The sequence below is a fragment of the Mycobacteroides franklinii genome (assembly GCF_002013895.1).
Lineage (GTDB): Bacteria > Actinomycetota > Actinomycetes > Mycobacteriales > Mycobacteriaceae > Mycobacterium > Mycobacterium franklinii.
Map to the genome: position 1 here is coordinate 490,832 of NZ_MAFQ01000005.1, position 18,139 is coordinate 508,970.

An 18,139-nucleotide genomic window follows, 5' to 3' on the forward strand; every position below is an offset into this window, starting at 1 on the left:
GCGAGAGTTGTTCTGCTGCAGTCGCAATGCACGCCGTTGGAAGGTTCGAGCCTCCCATCGACAGAATGAATGATGTTTCATACTTGAGCATACGTTCATTGTGGAGTAGCGTGCGAGTGATCTGACTCACGCCATGCTCCCGCCTGGCGTGAGACCGCTTGCTCATGTCCGAGGGCGGAAAACACGATGATGAAGGGGAAGCATGACCACACTCGACCATGTGCTGGCAGCGCCGCACATACCGGCGCATCCAACTACGCCGATGCCGTTTATGCCTGAGGTGCTGTTCACGATCTTCCTGGGCATCCCGGTCGTGATCGGTGTGTTCTTTGCGATCAAGCACCTGATCACCGGGCGCGGTCCGCTGCTGGCCTATTGCCTTATCGGCGGCGGCATCGCGTGTCTGTTCGAGCCGATCGTTGACACCTTGGGCCTCTGCTACATCCGGGAGGGAGCGGTCATGACGACGTTCTCGTCCATGGGCCGCGATTTTCCCGTCTTCATCAACTTCGTCTACATCTGGTACGTAGGCGGCTTGGCCTACCTTGCGTACCGGATCTATTCAACCGGTGTGACGCGCAAGGCGGTATTTCAGCTCTATGTGATCGACGTGTTCATCAACATCTGGCTCGAGAGTCCGGGTGTGCTGATGGGTGCGTACGAGTACTACGGCCCGCAGCCGTTGAATTTCTGGGGGCTGCCGCTGTGGTGGGTGTGCGTCAATCCGGTGATGCCGATGACTGCGGGAGCCTTGATTTATCGCCTGAGTCCGCATCTTCCGGGTTGGCGGCTGGCGATGGTCATCGCATTCATTCCGATGGCGGACGGTATTGCCAATGGCGCCACGGCGTGGCCAGTGTGGACGGCACTGAATCTCGATGCGCCGTTGTTGGTTACGCACTTGGCATGGCTTGTCACGTTGGGCTTGGCGCTGACATCGGTGTGGATTCTCTCGTTTGTGGTAGCGCGGCCTGACGACGAGGTGTTCATCAAGTCCAAAGTTGGGGTACTCAAAGCCGCGATTTTCGGTGCGGGCGCACAGGGCCCGCCAGCAATGGCCGGTTCGCGCGGTTAGTTCCGCGCAAGCGGGCTCAAAGCTGTTCGGAATCAACCAATTTAGTGACGACGGCTTCAGCTTCCTGAGGATTTACTCCAAGAGAGGCGAGCGCGTGCCGGGTGAAGGCCTGCTCGGCACGCGCGCCGTGTTTTCCGTCGAGGATCTGGCCGATCAAGGCGAATGCTCCTCCAATCACGGTGGTCAACAGAACTTCAACATCGGCGACGATGAATCGGCCGCTGTCGATGCCGCGCTCAACGGCTACGCGTGCGTGGGGGTGCAGGGCGCCACCGAACACGGCTTCGGAGTGGCTGATGTTGACGATCAGCCGGGCGAAGTCGGGTTCGGTATGGGCCAGGCGGACCACTCGCAGACAGGCGAGTGCTACGACTTCTGCCGGATCTGTCTCGTTGTCGGCGTCGCCGATGATGGCTGCCGCCAGCTCGGAAAGGCTCTCGGTGATCACCGCCTCCAGGAAGGCTTCTTTGGAGTCGAAGTAGTTGTAGAACGAGCCCAGGGCTATGTCGGCTTCGTCGGTGATCTCCTGAATGCGAAGTCCCGGAACGCCTTTAGCGGCGATAAGGGTGCGGCCGGCGTCCAACAACTGACGTCGGGTGCGCCGACGCTGACGCTCTGTACGGGTCATCTGTTTGTCGTCTGAAGTCACTGAACCATTATCTCAAAATGAAAATATTTTCAGACTTGATCTCTCATTCATGTCGCGTTACGTTGAGATCGCCGGCAGTGAGCTGGCTCACGATATGGAGGTACTAGTGACTTCGAATCCCGTCGCAGCCCGTCTGGGTGTCCATTACGGTGACACCGATCTGCTGCTGCCGTTGCCGAAACCCGGGGAACAGTGGGATCCGCATTTGATTCACACCCACTACTTCGGCTTTTCAGTCCCGGAAGCCGCTATTGGTGCGTTTTTGTACATCCGATACCAGCCCGCGTTCCCGTTGTCGCAGGGCGGGGTGTGCTTGTTCCAGGGCAACGACAATGTCGAGTACACGGATATGGCCTATCTGGACTACGAGATCACGATGCCTTGGCCGCGGGTTGACGGCAGCCTCATCACCACGGACAACGGGATGTCAGTGGAGTTCCTCGAACCGGGAAAGACGGCGAAGCTTTCATACGCGGCGTCTGACGGACGGATGTCCTTCGACATTCTTGCCGAGGGCGTCACGCCTTTGTTGGCGCGTGGGCACGTGATGCCAGGTGAAGAGGACCACCATGGCAAGTCCTTGAGGCCGGGCGGCAGCGAGCAGTTCATGCACGTCACTGGGAAGCTGCAGTTGGACGGTGCAACGTACGATATCGACTGCTACGCACCGAGAGACCGATCATGGCGGCAGATTCGAGTGGAGCAGCGCGGTGCGGTTCCGACTCCTCCAGTTGGGTGGTCGCCCATGTACTTTGGCCCTGACCTCATCTTCAACCAGATCAGTTTCGAATCTCTTGACACCGGTCCGCGTTGGGCTGGCCTGTACGAGGTGGGGGACCGCCCATCGCACCACTTCGCTTGGATCCAGCGAGGCGACGAGACCAGGTCGATAACTTCGGTCGAGCGGAATGTACTCGAGTACCACCCGCGCCTGCATATGGCGATGCGCCAAGAGATCACCGCGCGTGACGACCAAGGCGAGACCTATCGATTCAGGGGAGAGGCCATCGCGAGTGCGTCCATTCCCTCATGGCCCAATGCGTCGTTCCGCGACAGTGTTTACCGCTGGGAGGACGAGCAGGGGCGGGTGACTCACAGTACTTACCAGGAGATCTGGTTCGACACCTATCAACGTGCGATGGCTAACCGTTCACATTCTGAACCGAGATAGTAGGGAGAAAAACACATGGCCTTGAAGAATCAGATCGACACGGAGGCTGCAGCTGTTCGGCTGGCTAGGTGGCTCGAATCGAAAATCGATGGTGCGCAGCAGGTTGAGGTAACCGACCTCCTGGCGCCTGCATCTGCCGGTCTTTCCAATGAGACGGTGCTGTTCAGTGCCGCGTGGCAACAGGATGGGCAGCCACAGACGCGGGCCATGGTCGCGCGAGTGCAACCGGATGGTGCTGGTGTGTTCCCCTCGTATGATCTCGGCAAGGAGGCGCGCGTGATCAGCGCACTACATGAGCACACCAATGTGCCCGTTCCTGAGATCTACTTCTATGAAACGGATCCGGCTGTCTTCGGATCACCCTTCCTGGTGATGTCTCGTGTCGAGGGCCGCGTACCTTCTGACGATCCTCCGTTTACAGCGGGCGGCTGGGTTCTGGATCTGACGCCAGAGAAGCGGAAGCTGATGTGGCAGAACAGTATCGAAGTTCTAGCCGGGATTCACGCCGTGGACTGGAGTTCGTTGGGTCTGGATTTCCTGGACACCGATGCCAATCATAGCGGGTTGGATGCGCAGATTGTTAACTGGCGCAAGACGTTTGACTGGGCAGCCGAGGGTGAGGCCAATCCAACCATTGAGCGCGCTTTTGACTGGTTGTTAGCCAACCGGCCGGCCAGCGAGGGTAAGAAGGTCCTCAATTGGGGTGACGCTCGGGTCGGTAACATTCTCTTTGCCGAGGATCTCAGTGCATCTGCTGTGCTTGACTGGGAGATGGTGACGTTAGCCAGCCCCGAGGTTGATCTGGGCTGGTGGCTGTTCCTGATGAGGCACCACACCGAGGGCATCGGCCTGCCGCTTCCCGAAGGTGTCCCCGACCGCGCCGCCACAGTCGCCTATTACGAGTCGGTGACCGGCCATACACCCGAAAATCTTGACTACTACGAGGTTCTGGCCGCCACGAAGCTCTCGGCGATCATGGTGCGCGCCGCACACATGATGATCGCTGCGGGTCTGCTGCCCGCGGATGCGCCGATGGCTCTGAGCAATCCGGCCAGTCAGTTGCTGGCCAAGATGCTCGGCCTGCCTGCCCCGCAGGGGGTCACCACTTCGTTCATCGGAAATCGTTGACGTGAGCGCAAAGTAGCCATGCACGTGGTTGTTTAACTGAGGCTTTGAGGAAGCGGTCAGGGAAGACGTCGAGGGCAGTCCCGTCATGGGCCTGCCCTCGGACTTTGGTGGGCGTCGTTTGAGGACGCAGAGATGTACGTCGTTCACTCGAGCGACCAGCTCGGGCGCATTTTCCCGCGACTGTTGGGTTGCGGTAATGAGTGCATGGGTGGGCTGGCGGACTTGGGATGTGGATCGCGCCCGGGCGTTCGTACGGCGTCACGGACGGTGTGTCTGGCGTGCGTGTCGCACCGCGATACCGATGTTTCGAACGTCAGATAAATAGCTGCACGACACGAGGTTGTGGTGCACGGCGATACTCCAGATGTTTGTTGAATTGGGCTTAAAAACGGGATATATCGGCCAGTGGGCCGATTGTTCAGGGAGGTGACCGGCCGGAGTTCGGGCGGTGATCGCGATTCACTAATTTTTTTGAATCAATTTTCATAAATCGGCCCGGATGGGTGTCGGATGGTCCATGATGTCCAGGACGGACTGGCCGATCGCCGGGCAGTCGTGCGTTCTGGTGTCAAGAGGAGAAGGTTTTGACTATCAACATCTCAGCCATAGCGCAGAGCGTTGGTATGGGTCTGCCGCTATGACAATGTATGACGATTGGGTTCTCCCGCTCCAGGCCTCGGCCGCGTGTTGCCGCCAACGGATGGCGCTGGTGTGCCGTTCGGAGGTTGGAACTTGACGAGGCGCATCGAACAAGAGCTCGACGAATCAACTCCAGTCGGCGGGCATGTCCACGTCTCCGATGATGAGGGTGTGTGGGACAGCTCCTCGCTTCCTGTGAATCCTGACGACGGAAGCGAGGCGGACCGTCGTCGTGTTGTCGATGACAAGACGCAACGCGACGGGGTGTGGGCCATCCCGGCTAGGGCGGTCGCCGCAGGAACGAAGGCCGTCTCGAAGGTTGTGTCCATTCCAACGCGCAGTGCGGGTACGGCGGGGCGCGCGGCGATTCTCGCGGCATCGGTGTTCAGATATGCGGTGATTGACACGCTGACGTTGCGGTTGGCGTTCGGCGAGCTCATCGTCCAGGCGTGGTCCCTGCTCAAGGTGACGGCGCTGCCGGCGGTGCTGATGGCGATTCCCTTCGGTGCGATGGTGGCCGTGCAGATTTCCGGCCTTGTCAACGAGGTGGGAGCCAACTCGCTGGTGGGTTCGGTGACAGGTGTGGCTGTGCTCAGGCAGGGTGCGCCGGTGACCGCGGGTCTATTGATGGGTGGCGCGGCGGCGGCGGCGATCGCATCGGACTTTGGGGCTCGGGCGATTCGCGAGGAGCTGGATGCGCTGCGGGCGTTGGGGATTGATCCGGTGCGGCGGTTGGTGGTGCCGCGCTTCCTGGCATTGTTGCTGATCACCCCGATCTTGGTGGTGATTGTCATCGCGATGGGGGTGGGCGCCGCGTTCCTCATTGCCACCCTGGTGAACGACGTGACGCCGGGTAGTTTCTGGCTGTCGTTTGGGTCGTTTGCGAAGTTGATTGATCTCTGGTTCACCATGGGGAAGGGCTTTCTTTTCGCAGCGATCGTGGCGGTGATTTCTGCCCAGCGCGGTATGGAAGCCAAGGGTGGACCGCGGGGTGTGGCCGATGCGGTGAACGCATCGGTGGTGCTGAACGTCATTTCCATCATTGTTGTCAATCTTGCGGTGACCCAGCTGCAGACGATGTTCTTCCCGATGGCGGTGGCGTGATGACGACCAAGTCACATCGAAGCGCGGTTCCCTCAACATATTTCAGCACCGTGTCGAAGGCCATGAGATTTCTGCGCGAGCCGTTTCGGGCGACAGGGCAATGGGCGGCGTTCATTGGGCAGACCTTTTGGCTGCTGCCCATCACGGTGCGCCGCTACCGGCGGGAAACGCTCCAGGTGATGAACAACCTGGCTTGGGGTCGAGGATCGCTCATCGTCGACGGTGGTTCGATCAGTGTGTTGGCAATTCTGGGTGTCACGGTGGGGGCGATCGTCGCTATCGAGGCCTTCGCAACGCTGGACCTCATTGGGTTGGGAGCACTGTCCTCAATTATCAGCGGATGGGGCAATGTTCGAGAAATGGCGCCGCTAGTGGCTGGGGTTGCCTTCGCTTCACAGGCTGGGTGCCGCATGACTGCCGAGATTGGCTCGATGCGGATTGCTGACGAGATTGATGCCACCGAGGCGATGGGCTTGCGGTCGATACCGTTCGTGGTCGGTACCAGACTCGTTGGCGGATTGATGTGCGTGATACCGGGATTCTTGCTGACCCTGGTAGTGAGCTTTCTGACATGCGGCATCGTGATCCGAACTTTCTATCATCAGCCGGAGGGCACCTATAACCACTATTTTGTTCAGTTTCTGACCCCCGCCGATATCGGAGCATCGCTGCTGAAGGCGACGGTGTATTGCACCGCGGTGACGGTGATCCATTGCTATTACGGCTATTTCGCTTCCGGCGGGCCGGTGGGTGTCGGCGAGGCGTCGGGCCGCGCCATTCGATCCAGTCTGGTGACGATCATGGTTTTGGACTTGGCAACCACGATCATGCTGTGGGGCCTGCGGCCACAGTTCGTGTTCAGAGGGTAGGAGAGCAGTGCTGTTATTCCGAATGTCGGCCGAAGCCGAGGCGCGCAGGCTGACCATCATTGGGCTGTCGGTGATGCTGTGCTTCGCCGTGGCAGCTCTGCTCATAGTCTTTAATCCATTTGCCGATAAACAAGTTAACCGACTTTCGGTCGTCATGGACATGCCCTACGTCGGGCAGGGAGTCTCCGTCGGTTCGCCGCTGGTGATGCACGGTGTGACCGTGGGAAAGGTGACATCGGTGGCGAGCCTCGCCAACGGCACGGTTCGGCTCAGTGCCGATCTCGAGTCCGCTCCCACCGCAGGGCTCACTGACACACTGGGAGTTGACTTCCGGCCAGCCAACTACTTTGGTGTCACCGGCATAAATCTGACTGCGGGGCAGGGCGGGCAACCGTTGCGCAATGGCACGCAGATCACCACGACACCGAGTGGAAACTTCACACTCCAGGCGTTGCTGTCCCGTATGGGGGAGATCACCGGTGGGGTTGTGACACCTCAGCTGGTTGATGTGATGAACCGGGCCACGCAGTACACCGATGGCCTCAACCCGTTGATAGAAACGATGGTCACCACTTCGGAGTCGGTGGCGGCGGTGCAGAGGGTCAGCACTGACCAACTGATGAGGAACGCCACCGGGATCAGCGTGGCGTTCCCCGGATTCGTCGATGCTGCGACAACTGCGGGATATGGCTTTAACCAAGGTTCTGGATTTGTGACGTTCAATGTGTCCGGAAAGGATGCCATGCCTGGACAAGATGTTGTCCCGGAGCCAGGACAACCACACACCGAGGATTTCTGGGAGAACCGGTCGCGGGCAACATTGGATGTGCTTGCGAACTCATTCTTTGGCGCTCTGGGCAAGGTGTTGTCTTCCCACACAAGTGATCTGCTTCCGGCAGTGAACCTGGTTCAGACCATCAGCGACACTGTCCCCGGACTGGTCACGCCGGTGGGCATCAACGACATGATGGGGGAATTGCGTTCTCGTTTTGAAAAACTGTACGGAGGGTCGCCGGAGCAGCGGGCACTGCAGGTGCACCTCGTGCTCGATCAGATTCCGGGTGTGCAGGCGCCGGTGCTGGCGATGGGGGGCATACCGTGATCAAGCCTAGAGCTGCGTTGTGGCGCTTTACGGCGGCCAGCGTGTTTGGCGTGCTGGTTCTTATATTGATAGTCAATGTGTTGCAGCAGCCGGTCGCTGCCGAAACACGTACCTACACAGCAGAGTTCACTGATGTCTCGGGTCTGCATATCGACGCTGACGTCCGCGTCCGCGGGGTGCGGGTGGGCAAGGTCAAGGAGTTGCGGCTGGTGCGCCGGGCAGGCCAGAGCCTCGCGGAGGTCGATTTGAGCCTGGACAGGCGCTATACGGTGGTGTCGGCTACAAGGTTGGCGATCAAGTATCAGGCATTGACTGGGTTGCGCTACCTCGATGTGTCCAATCCTGCTGAACAGGCATCCGGGAAGGATCCGGTGGCTCATATTCCGTTGAGCATGACGCAGCCGTCCTTCGATATCACAACACTGTTCAATGGTCTTCAGCCCGTTCTTGCGACCTTGAGCCCCAACGATATCGACACGTTCACCGAGAACGCTGCGTCGTTCTTTCAGGGTGACGGCGGAGGCCTGGGGCCGATGCTCGAGAGCATTCACAAGCTGACAGAGTTCGTCGCTGATCGCCAACAGGTGATCGCGACATTGATGAATAACCTGTCGGCGATCGCCGATGTTTTCGGCGGTCATTCCAAAGATCTTGTGCAAGTGTTGGAGTGGATGAACCGGCCGATCGATGCGGCCATCTCGGTGATGGACGAATTCCGGAAGTCGGAACTGTATGGGCCCGGATTCACCGCCGCTGCGGTGCGGCTGCTGCACAACGCCGGTTTTGTGCCGGGCAAGGCAGACATGGACAAAGGCATCGACCGTGCGATCACCGTGTTCGATGACAACAGTGATGCGTTCAAACGCGTGCCGGTGTTCTGGGACAACGTTGAACCTCCTGCTGAACCGGGGACGCCGCTGCCCTGTTCACGGGGGCGGGCGCAGTTGCCTCAATCCATGGACGTGTTACTCAATGGACAGCGGGTGATTCTGTGCAACCGATGAAGATGCTCAGAAGTGAAATGTTCTGGGGTGTGGCGGTGCTGGCGCTGGTAGGTGCACTGGCACTTACAGCTGCTGCCGTCTATGTGCGGCCGCCCGGGCAGCGAGCAGTCGTCTTCTTCACGGACGACGCCGCGGCGGTGAAGCCCGGCGACGGTGTGCGCATAGCTGGCATCACGATAGGAAAGGTGGAAAGCCTCGCGATCGAGCAGAATCAGGTGAAAGTTCGTGCAACCGTGGACGACGATGCATTCGTTGGAGACCAGTCGCAGATCCAGGTGCGGATGCTCACCGTGGTCGGGGGTTACTACGTGAACCTGGTGTCTCTTGGCGATAAACCCTTGGGATCGAGGGCCATACCGATAGAGCGGGTGACCATGCCCTACAACTTGATGAAAACGTTGGCTGACTCAACAAAGATCACTGAGCGCATCAACGCGAAGCCGATCCGCGAATCGCTGGATCAGATTCAAGCCGGTCTTAACGGGACCAACGTGGACACCCTGACGGCTGCCATCGATGCGGGCAACGCGCTCACATCCACCATTGACAGACAACGCGGCCAGATCTCCCAGATCCTCAATCTCTCTGACGAATACATCGAATCGTTGGCGAACTATCGAGGCAAACTCAGAGAGCTCGTCTCGAAGATTTCGGTGTTCGAGCAGACTCTTGTTCTCTACGGCAAGGGATTCGCGGGTGCGCTCGGCGGCATGGGCGATATCGGTGAGGCATTCCTGGAGCCATTCGGCAAGTTCTGGGTGAACCACCGCGAGGAGTTCATCCAGCGGGTGCGTGAATGGCAGAACCGCGTCCGCCGGTGGGTGGACAACAACAGCCGGCTAGTGCCCCGCCTGCGCAGCGTACGCAACAAGATCGAACGGGTCCTGGATGCGCAGAACGCCCGTCCGGAACTGCTCGCCACCGACCTGTGCATCCCGATGCCGGGGAGCCCCTGCTGATGGCTACACGTATCGCTGACCGCATTCTTCGTTCCAGCATGACTGCCGTCATGGCCGCGACGGTGATGGGTATCGGTTCCTCCTGCGCGCCCGCGAGCCGCCCGGATGCCTCCTACTGTGCATTCGTGCCTGACACCGTCGGACTGTATGTCGGCAACCCGGTCACCCAGATGGGTTATCCCATTGGCAAGATCACGGAGATACAACCGGCCCCGACGCATGTCCGAGTTGACTTCTCGGTCACCGAGCAGCGCGAACTGCCCGACAGCGTCAAAGCGGTCATCCGATCGCCCACGATCCTGGCCGATCGGTCCCTCGAATTGGTGGGCAACTACTTCGATGGCCCACGGCTGGAACGGGGCGGGTGTATCCCGCTGACTCGTTCGATGTCGCCGAAATCGCTGTCGGAGGTGATCGGGTCGGCGGACACCTTCCTCAATGCCATCAACTCCAGCGGATCGGCCAATGTCGCCGACACCATTCGTGGGCTGGACCGGTTGGCGCACAATAACGGCCGGCGTGCTGGAGATCTGCTGTCGGTGTCGTCGGCCCTGCTTGACAGCCCTGATCAAGCAGTCAGCGATATTGGCTCCATCGTCCAGAACACCGCACAGCTCACCACTGCCTTGAAGGAAATGCGGGGGCCGATGAAAGAGATTCTTCATGACATGCCGACCACTACCCCCGATCTGGTGAACGCCATCAATGGCGCTTCGCGACTTGCTGGTCCGTTTGGGTATGGAACGTTGGGCCCGTTGATTGAGACGGTTGCCGTGTTGGAGACCAGACTGGGGGACGAAACACAGATCACGTTGGATTCGGTGAGCGCCGCGGTCAGGAAGGTGGCCCCGCACGCGAACGCTCTGGCTGGTCTGTTCGACGGAGTGCCCTGGTGGATCAACGGTATGGCGAATCGTGACAACAACAAGCACTTCGATATTTTTAACATCGCGTATCGGCCACCTCTGTTCCGGGTCCCGACACACAACGGACTTGCCTTGTGCGGCATGATGAATGCATCGATGCCGGGCAGCTGCGCCGATGTGAACGGTCAGCCCTACGCGGTCGATGTTGCGCTGCTGCAGTACGTGCTCCAGGAAGCGAGTCGCAGATGAACCGCAGCATATTCCTGGCAGTGAGCGTCGCGATGGTCACGCTGGTTTCGTCATGCGCCTCGATATCGGTGAACTCGCTGCCCCAACCTGGCCGCGGCTCCTCGGAGAGCTACGAGATTGTGCTCGAATTTGCGAATGTCCTGAACTTGCCCGACCGCGCGAAGGTGGTCATGGACGGCACCGCGGTTGGCACTGTGACGCGCATAGATTTGAGAAACGATCATGTCGATGTCACGTCGCAGATCGATTCGTCGGTGTCAGTGCCGGCGAATGCGCGCGCCACGCTGCAGCAATCCACCGTGCTCGGAGACACCTATCTGTCCATGGAACGTCCGAGTGCGGCCGGTGTGGCGGCGGTGGGTGCTGGAGGCAGAATTCCTTTGGCGCAGACGACATCTCCACCTCAACTGGAGGACACGCTCGCCAACCTGGCCAACTTCGCGGGCAGCGGTGCGGTCCAGCGTGCGCAGAACACCATCATCGGCATCAACAACGTCACGCCAAGGAAACGAGAAGACTTGCGAGCCATGGTCAGTCAGGTCACAACCGATCTGTCGGACTTGTCCAACGGTATAAACACCGTCGACACGTGGCTTGACGGAGTATCGGGCACTGTGGACGTCGTGCATCGTAACCTTGACGTGTATCGGTATTGGTTCTCGCCGGCAGGTATGACGGGTTTCGACCGGGCGACCATCACTGGGGGCTACATCGGCACGGTATTGCCCTCGATTGGAAGCATCTACAGTGGCGGGTTCTGGTTGGTTCCGTTGCTCAACTCGCTCGCCGACGCGGTGGGCGCGGTGCAACAGACTAAATGGGATGTCGAAGCTGAGGCGCCCAAGTGGCGAAAACTGTTCCTGGAGGACTTCTTTCCGGTGGACAAGAACCCGGCGATCAATATCACGTCCATCACCGGACCCGATGGCCGAGAAATGGTCAACAACGTGCAGGACGTACTGCGGATCTTGGGAGCGACGCCATGAGGACGGCGAAGAATGTCTTATCGTTCGGGGCATTCGCGGCGATCATTGCGGTCGCTGCGGTATACATCGGATCCTTCGGTCTGCACGCTGGCCCGCCCGAGCACCGCATCAATCTCTCGATGGCAGTTCCCGATGTCAAAGGTCTTGTGGTCGGCTCGAGTGTTCTCTTGCGTGGTGTTCCGATCGGTAAGGTCACCGGCATCTCGGCATCGTTGAGCGATGCGAATATCCGCTTCTACGTGGACGCCGATCAGCGTGTCCCTGTCGACAGTGATGTGCGGCTGGACAACCTGTCGGCCCTCGGGGAGACGTATGTCGGATTTCTGCCACGTACCGATCAGGGGCCGATGTTGACTGACGGCCAGCACATTGCAGCGGAATTGGTCATTGTGCCACCGTCGATTTCACAGTTGGCCACCACGGTGGTGCGGGTGCTCAACCAGATGGACCCCGGGCAGCTCAAACGGATCCTCAACGAGGCTGATGCAGGTTTGCCCGACCCTGGGCAAGTGCTGCCGAACCTGTCGCGGGCAAGTCTGCTGTCGCGAAACATGGTGGCGGGCATGCATGGAAAGGGGCGAGAAGTACTCGACAACTTCCAAGTTCTGCTGCAGAACGCAGGCTGGGTCGGACCTACACTTGCGGCGACGGATCAGCCGCTCAGGGACGCTGGCCCCAACATATCCCACATCTTCATGGGAATGATGAACACCATCGCTTGGGATAATCCCAAAAATATCAAGCTCTTTGGAAATTTTCTGGTTCGTATACAGAATTTCTTGGATACTAGAGGGCCTGATATCAAGGTCATCACGCAGGCTCTGTTGCCGCAATTCCAAGGTATCGGTGGCGCGTTGATGAACTTTGACACCGCCCAAATTCTTTCGAACGCACTGTCTGGCATACCAGAGGAGGGCGCGATCACATTGCATGTCCGTATCCCCGATCGTTAGGCCGGGGATGCGCCCTGATCACCTGTAGAGAGGAAATTCGATGACTGCGATCGACACAGAAGACTTGGTTGAAGATGTGGTGGGTGACGACCACGGAGCGGCGTCCGGGAACGCCGACTCAAAGTCGAAATCCGGGGATTCGGATCGAGATTCGTCTAAGGCCCGCCGGCAGATGACATTCTCCCTGCGCACTGTGGTTGTGGCGGCGGTGATATGTCTGTTGGCTGTTGCAGCCGGGGTGCTGGGATGGCTGTACGCGGATGCGCAGGGCCAGTTGGATACTGCGACCAGGCAAGCAGGCTACAGTGAGCGGGCCGAGGGCATCGCAGCCGATTACGCGGTGCATGCCGCGGAGATGGACTACCAGGATTTCAACGCGTGGAAAGTTAAGCTGGTCAAGGGTACGTCGCCGGAACTGAAGGAGAAGCTGGGGAAGGCGGCCGACTCCATGGAACAGGTGCTGACCCCGATGCAGTGGAAATCGACAGCCAAACCACTGGCCACGAAGACCCGATCGAACGCCGGTGGGGTCTATGTAGTCGACTCGTTCGTCAGCGTGTTGACGAAGACGATGCAAACCCCCGAGGGCCTGCAGTCGACCGCCACGTACAGCATCACGATTGACAGCAATAACAACTGGCAGATCACCGACGTCGGCGGTATCGACTCCGCGTTGGGCAAGTAGAGGTGCACAGCAGTGGAGATTCGATGTTGAAGAAGCTGCGGCATAGTTCGCTTCGCCTTCATGGTGTCTTGGCGATGGCTGGCGCAGTCGCGTTTTTCATGTGCGCGTTGGCCGTAAGCGGCTCTGCGGGTGCAGATCCCGATGGTGACCGTGAGCCGTACGATCCGGTTGCACACTACGATCGCCCGCAACGACTCCCGGTGGTGGCGCCCTCGCCCAGCAACTGGCAGCCGATATCTCCTTTCCCGTATGACCAGCTGCGCCGCGAGGTCACCGACGCCGATATCAACGCTGAGCGGGAGATGTGCCAGTGGTACAACGCGCAATACAAGGACCTTAAGCGGCAGATCGAGGGGCTCAACGACCTTGTGATACGCAACAACGGCAACTTCGGTGCTGACGAAGTCCAGCAGAATACCGATATTGTCACCGCCAATATCGACCAGTCACTGGACTTCTTGACCCCACGCGCGCAGGCGCTTACTCAAAGCAGCGACCGTGCCGGAGACATCTATTTCCCCATATACCAGGGCGATGCGTTCTTCGGTCTGTGGCAGCAGATGTCCAATGTCGGCAACGGCATCAAGGCCCGTCAGCCAACGTGGTTCACCGGGCCGTCGTATCAGCGGATGCTGCACTGGGGAAGCAAGATTCACCGTTCGCACGTGTGCGGCTGAGATCGCTGCCACCACAGAAAACGAGGAGATGATGTGCTCATGGCGGGGCTCCCTTCGGTGAGATGTCTGAGGGCGATGAGGGCTGTAACAGGTGTCGCGGTGGCGTTGCCGCTGGTGAGTGTTCTGTTCGCGCCGCCGGCGGTGGCTGACCGTGCTCTCGTAGTCGAGCAGGCGGTGTCCTCGGCACGTAGCGCGGCACAGTGTGGCCCGCTGCAATACAACCCGACTGTGGAACGCGCGGCCGATATCGTCAACCGTTCCACCTACGCCTTCCTCAACCACACTGCCGAGAACGTGCCGGCCGACGAGCCGCATCCCACGGCGATCGCCAAGGACCTTGGCATTGCAGGCAGCAAGGTCACCTCGTTGCAGGGAGCAGGGCACAATGAGGCTGACGCGCTGAAAGGCGTACTTCTAGAGGGCCGTGACGATATCCCGGACTGCTCCTACACCGAGTTCGGCTCCAGCCTTCTGTATGAGGAGCAGTCAGGCTTCACCCTTATAGTTGTGGTCTTGGCGGGGGCGTGATGAGATCCATTGTGACGGCAGCTGCAGCTGCGGCTGCGGGTACGGCCTGCATGCTGACGCTGATACATCCGAGTGTTGCGCGGGCAGAGGACCTGGTCACCTACGAAGTCGTCTCCGACGATATCCACAGTGCCAGTATCGAATACCAGGGTACTGCCAATCGGAGCCTGATTGAGGATGTGCCGCTCCCGTGGCGAATGGACGCGGTGGTGAGCAGCGCGCGGGGCGCACCACCGGAAGGCAGCCAGATCCGCGCCGACTGGCACACGCGCGCAGCCCCCAGTAAGTGGGTGACTGTACGGATCATCTACCAGGGAAAAGTCATCTGCCAAAACACCTTGGATTTAGGCAACGCGACGTGCTACGGCATCACTCGACGTATCACCTAGCAGTACAACGTCATTCAGAGTGAATTCGGGAGATGGAGAGATAGGCGATGAGTTCTCTGCACTGTGCGATAGCGGCAGCGAGTTCTGTGGTGGTGGCCCTGGGCGGCGCCGCGACGGCGCACACAGACCCGCCGCCCTCGGATGCGGCCGTGAATCCGTATCCCGACATCCGTTATTACGACCAGCTGGATGCCGGAAACTTCGTGCAGCCCGGTGGCGTGTGGTTTACGGCTTCGACCGGTCAAAACTGTGGCATCTGGGGCCTGGGCAGTTTCGGTTGTGCGGGTGACGTCCCAGGAGCTCCACCTGGAGTCAGTCACATCGGCTGGATTGACGGGGATCGCGCAGTGCACTATGACTGGTCGGTGGCGGCCAGATTCCCTGCCGCGCAAGGTCAACAGCCGCTGCCACCACGCAGCAAGATCACCCACGAAGGAACGACTTGTGCGGCAACGCCGGATGGCCGTACCTACTGCGAACGTGGCCCCCTTCGATTCGTCATCGAGTCCACCAAGACCTGGCTGTCGGCATCCTGGACCGATCAGAGCTGGCGGGAGCTGGGGCCGGCTTCCTGCAGCCCCCCGGGCGGCGGTCCGTGCTATCGCTGAGCAGGGTATCCGCCATATCGTCCTGAAAGGCTGGGGCATTGCTCCGGTGCCGGGCGGGGTGGACGCTGTCGTCACCCCGGATAGGAGGTCTGTGACGCGTCTTTTCTTCATATGTGCGCCTTGGGGCGTTGTTCTTGCGGCGGTGGCACTGTGCGTCGGGTCGGTGCTGGCGACGGATTGGGTCAATGCGGTTCTGTTCGGTGTGTGTTCGGTGGTTGCGGTCTGTCTGGCGTGCTACGAGAATCGTCAGTCTCAGTTGGAAAATACTCAGGGCACGAGGGGCCGCGGTCCAGAGCGCTAGGCGCGTTTGGTGATTCCCTCATCGAGAGCGGCGTTGATCGCGGTGAGGGCAGGACTCGTGCCCAGACGCGCGTTGTTGCTGATCTCGAAATCGCATATTCCCCAACGCTGATCGGTGGTGGGATGGCGGACATCGCAAATTGAGTCTACGTAGTACACGTTGTGCAGATGTGCGACCACTGCGTCCATGACATCAGCCTGCAGAGTGAGGACCTCGCCGTCGGGCATGGACCAGGTGACCTCGCCACCCCGATGTGTGAGTCCATCGGGTTCGAGATAGGTGATCGCATCGACATCGGTCGCGTAGTGAATCTCGCCGTCACGCACTAGATATCCGACCTTGACCAATGACTCGTCCGATGCGTGCCACAGTATTGACCCGAAGGACAGGTCGGGCCCAAACGTCCCGGATATCCATCGGTGGCTCTTGAGCGTCATCGTCTTCCGCACGCCCCAGGAGTGGTCGCGGTGGTACATACCGTCAACCTCGAAGCTGCGTCCGTCAATGCGTGCCATGCCCCGGATACGCCCAGACGTCTCGTAGTGGTCCTTGGCGAAATCCTGCGCCATGCTGCTGGCGGATGGGAAGAAATCAGTGAGCGGATAGAAATTGTCCATCGTGAGGTCGACACTGCACCCGGGTTCGTCGATGACCAGCCGAGGTGCTCCGCTGTCTACGTGCCACTGCGATCCTCCCGCGCGAAATCCGCGTGGGGTGGAGGCTTCGACGAAGGGGAGCTGGAAGTCGTTGCGCCGAAACCGGATGCCACGTCCTGTCGCCACGAAGCACTGCAGAGCTGACCGGCCGCCACCGGGACGGTTGGGTTCGTGGCCGATCCGACTGACCCCGCCGATCCCGGCGTTGCGGTCGTACCAGTGCACGAACACACTCTCCTGCCAGTCCGCGTCGTCGGTGGCTGGATCGTGGCTGCCCTCATCGGCAGCGTCGTACTGCTTGCTCATGCTGTTCTCACTCCCGGTTTCCGACGAAGCTGGTGGTCGCGCCGTCCGGTGCGGGCAACCCGAGAAGCCGCGCTAGCAAGTGACTGGCCGGGTTGTTCTGGGCCATCTGTGCGTCAGGCGGGAGGAGTCCGGCCTCGATCATCATGTGTGCGGCACGAACCATGAGAATGGACAGTCGGGTTCCTGCCCATGTCTCGTAGTAGTCGATGTCCTGCACGGTATGGCCGGTGATGTGTTCGTAGTAATGCAATGTTTCGTCTCGGTCTGGTACACCCGGCGGCAGCGCCAGACCGAGCCCTTCGCTGTAGTACCTGGTCATGAACAGCCACCAACCAAGGTCCTGCTCGCGGCTGGCCAATTCGACCATCTCCCAGTCCAATACCGCGGTGGGGTTCAGATCGCCGGCGTAGAGAATGTTGCCGACACGCGCGTCTCCCCAGTTGAGGACGAGCGACGATGCATCGTTGGGTTTGTTGCTGCGCAGCCACGTCAACGCGGCGTCGATCGTCGGGTTCGGCTCGCCCTCGGCCGCCCACTGGAAGGTTCGTTCCCAGAAGCCCAGGCAGGCGTCCAGGCCACTGTGGTGTTCTTGGGTGTCCAGGAACTCAAGTCCGGATGTCCGCCAGTCGACGGCGTGGATCGCGGCGAGCGTGTCAATACTGTTGCGCCACATGAGTCTCCGTTGCTCTGGGCTCAACTCCTCCAGCACCCAACCCGTCGAGGTGAATGGCGGATCGTCGGCCGGGACGCGCCCGTCGACCTTGCTCATTATGAGAAATGGTGCACCGAAGACAGATGGGTCGTCGGAGGCGAAATGGACCCGCGGCACCGGGACGGTCGAATGATTGGCGAGTGCCGAGAGAACTCGGGCCTCTTTGTGGAGGTTGTACTCGGGGAACACGCCCGGGCCGGAAGGCTGGACCCGGGCCACCATGTGGCGTGTCGTGTGCCGACCGTCCTGAGTCCAGGTGGCGGTGAACATCACGGTTTCGTTGGATAGGCCCCCAGCCTTGGGCACACTGACATCAATGACATTTAGGTCCTGAGCTCCGTCAAGCTTCTTGCCCAGCCATTCGGTGAGCCGGTGTGCGGCCAGCTCGGTATCGATGACGTTCTGCAATGCCACGGTAAATGTCCTCTCTGACAATCCGATTCATTCGGTGACCCGGATCACCTGATGCAACGCTAGCCGGACCTGAGTGGAAGTTCAATCATGAAAACTTATTCATTCAGTG

19 protein-coding genes are annotated in these 18,139 nt (G+C 59.8%); 16 read left to right on the forward strand and 3 right to left on the reverse strand.

Annotated elements, in window-relative coordinates; translation table 11 throughout:
* Positions 1-202: 202 nt before the first annotated feature.
* Complete coding sequence (locus tag B4393_RS09265; RefSeq protein ID WP_078333852.1) at positions 203-1,075, forward strand: hypothetical protein; 873 nt, start codon at positions 203-205, stop codon at positions 1,073-1,075.
* 16 nt (positions 1,076-1,091) lie between these two features.
* On the opposite strand, the gene B4393_RS09270 is transcribed toward B4393_RS09265, so the two are convergent.
* Positions 1,092-1,724 (reverse strand): TetR/AcrR family transcriptional regulator, encoded by a 633-nt coding sequence (locus tag B4393_RS09270; protein ID WP_078333853.1) that lies wholly within the window; start codon positions 1,722-1,724, stop codon positions 1,092-1,094.
* 49 nt (positions 1,725-1,773) lie between these two features.
* Between B4393_RS09270 and B4393_RS09275 the strand changes: the two genes are divergently transcribed.
* From B4393_RS09275 to B4393_RS09350, 15 genes are all read left to right on the forward strand, one after another.
* Positions 1,774-2,895, forward strand: a complete 1,122-nt coding sequence (locus B4393_RS09275; protein WP_078333854.1) for a DUF7064 domain-containing protein — start codon at positions 1,774-1,776, stop codon at positions 2,893-2,895.
* Between the two features lie 15 nt (positions 2,896-2,910).
* Complete coding sequence (locus B4393_RS09280) at positions 2,911-4,023, forward strand: phosphotransferase family protein (protein ID WP_078333855.1); 1,113 nt, start codon at positions 2,911-2,913, stop codon at positions 4,021-4,023.
* 711 nt (positions 4,024-4,734) lie between these two features.
* Entirely contained in the window at positions 4,735-5,766 is a 1,032-nt protein-coding gene (locus B4393_RS09290) for an ABC transporter permease (RefSeq protein ID WP_109558267.1), read from the forward strand.
* Positions 5,766-6,635 carry an MlaE family ABC transporter permease gene (locus tag B4393_RS09295; protein WP_078333857.1) on the forward strand — a complete coding sequence of 290 codons (870 nt, stop codon included), beginning with the start codon at positions 5,766-5,768 and terminating at the stop codon, positions 6,633-6,635. The genes B4393_RS09290 and B4393_RS09295 overlap by 1 nt, the downstream gene beginning before the upstream one ends.
* Positions 6,636-6,642: 7 nt before the next feature.
* A complete protein-coding gene (locus tag B4393_RS09300; RefSeq protein ID WP_236743138.1) occupies positions 6,643-7,737 on the forward strand; it encodes an MlaD family protein in 1,095 nt (364 codons plus the stop codon).
* Positions 7,734-8,741, forward strand: coding sequence for an MlaD family protein (locus B4393_RS09305; protein WP_078333859.1), 1,008 nt, complete (start codon positions 7,734-7,736; stop codon positions 8,739-8,741). Before B4393_RS09300 ends, B4393_RS09305 begins: the two co-directional genes overlap by 4 nt.
* Positions 8,738-9,700, forward strand: a complete 963-nt coding sequence (locus tag B4393_RS09310) for an MlaD family protein (protein ID WP_078333860.1) — start codon at positions 8,738-8,740, stop codon at positions 9,698-9,700. The genes B4393_RS09305 and B4393_RS09310 overlap by 4 nt, the downstream gene beginning before the upstream one ends.
* Entirely contained in the window at positions 9,700-10,815 is a 1,116-nt protein-coding gene (locus B4393_RS09315; protein ID WP_078334002.1) for an MlaD family protein, read from the forward strand. The genes B4393_RS09310 and B4393_RS09315 overlap by 1 nt, the downstream gene beginning before the upstream one ends.
* Positions 10,812-11,801, forward strand: coding sequence for an MlaD family protein (locus B4393_RS09320; protein WP_078333861.1), 990 nt, complete (start codon positions 10,812-10,814; stop codon positions 11,799-11,801). The genes B4393_RS09315 and B4393_RS09320 overlap by 4 nt, the downstream gene beginning before the upstream one ends.
* Positions 11,798-12,754 (forward strand): MlaD family protein, encoded by a 957-nt coding sequence (locus B4393_RS09325; RefSeq protein ID WP_078333862.1) that lies wholly within the window; start codon positions 11,798-11,800, stop codon positions 12,752-12,754. The genes B4393_RS09320 and B4393_RS09325 overlap by 4 nt, the downstream gene beginning before the upstream one ends.
* 40 nt (positions 12,755-12,794) lie before the next feature.
* The gene (locus tag B4393_RS09330) at positions 12,795-13,439 is read left to right on the forward strand and encodes a hypothetical protein (protein WP_078333863.1); all 645 of its coding nucleotides are present in this window, start codon (positions 12,795-12,797) and stop codon (positions 13,437-13,439) included.
* A gap of 74 nt (positions 13,440-13,513) precedes the next feature.
* Positions 13,514-14,116, forward strand: coding sequence for a hypothetical protein (locus B4393_RS09335; protein ID WP_078334003.1), 603 nt, complete (start codon positions 13,514-13,516; stop codon positions 14,114-14,116).
* A 75-nt stretch (positions 14,117-14,191) separates the two neighbouring features.
* Positions 14,192-14,644: a hypothetical protein gene (locus B4393_RS09340; protein WP_078333864.1), complete on the forward strand. Its 453-nt coding sequence runs from the start codon at positions 14,192-14,194 to the stop codon at positions 14,642-14,644.
* 50 nt (positions 14,645-14,694) lie between these two features.
* Positions 14,695-15,033, forward strand: coding sequence for a hypothetical protein (locus tag B4393_RS09345; protein ID WP_078333865.1), 339 nt, complete (start codon positions 14,695-14,697; stop codon positions 15,031-15,033).
* A 47-nt stretch (positions 15,034-15,080) separates the two neighbouring features.
* Entirely contained in the window at positions 15,081-15,641 is a 561-nt protein-coding gene (locus B4393_RS09350) for a hypothetical protein (RefSeq protein ID WP_078333866.1), read from the forward strand.
* A gap of 297 nt (positions 15,642-15,938) precedes the next feature.
* Here B4393_RS09350 and B4393_RS09360 read toward each other — a convergent pair whose 3' ends face one another.
* Together B4393_RS09360 and B4393_RS09365 are read right to left on the reverse strand one after the other, a co-directional pair.
* On the reverse strand, positions 15,939-16,904 hold the full coding sequence (locus B4393_RS09360; RefSeq protein ID WP_078333868.1) for a DUF7065 domain-containing protein: 966 nt from the start codon (positions 16,902-16,904) through the stop codon (positions 15,939-15,941).
* Between the two features lie 7 nt (positions 16,905-16,911).
* Entirely contained in the window at positions 16,912-18,030 is a 1,119-nt protein-coding gene (locus B4393_RS09365; RefSeq protein ID WP_078333869.1) for a phosphotransferase family protein, read from the reverse strand.
* Between the last annotated feature and the right edge of the window lie 109 nt (positions 18,031-18,139).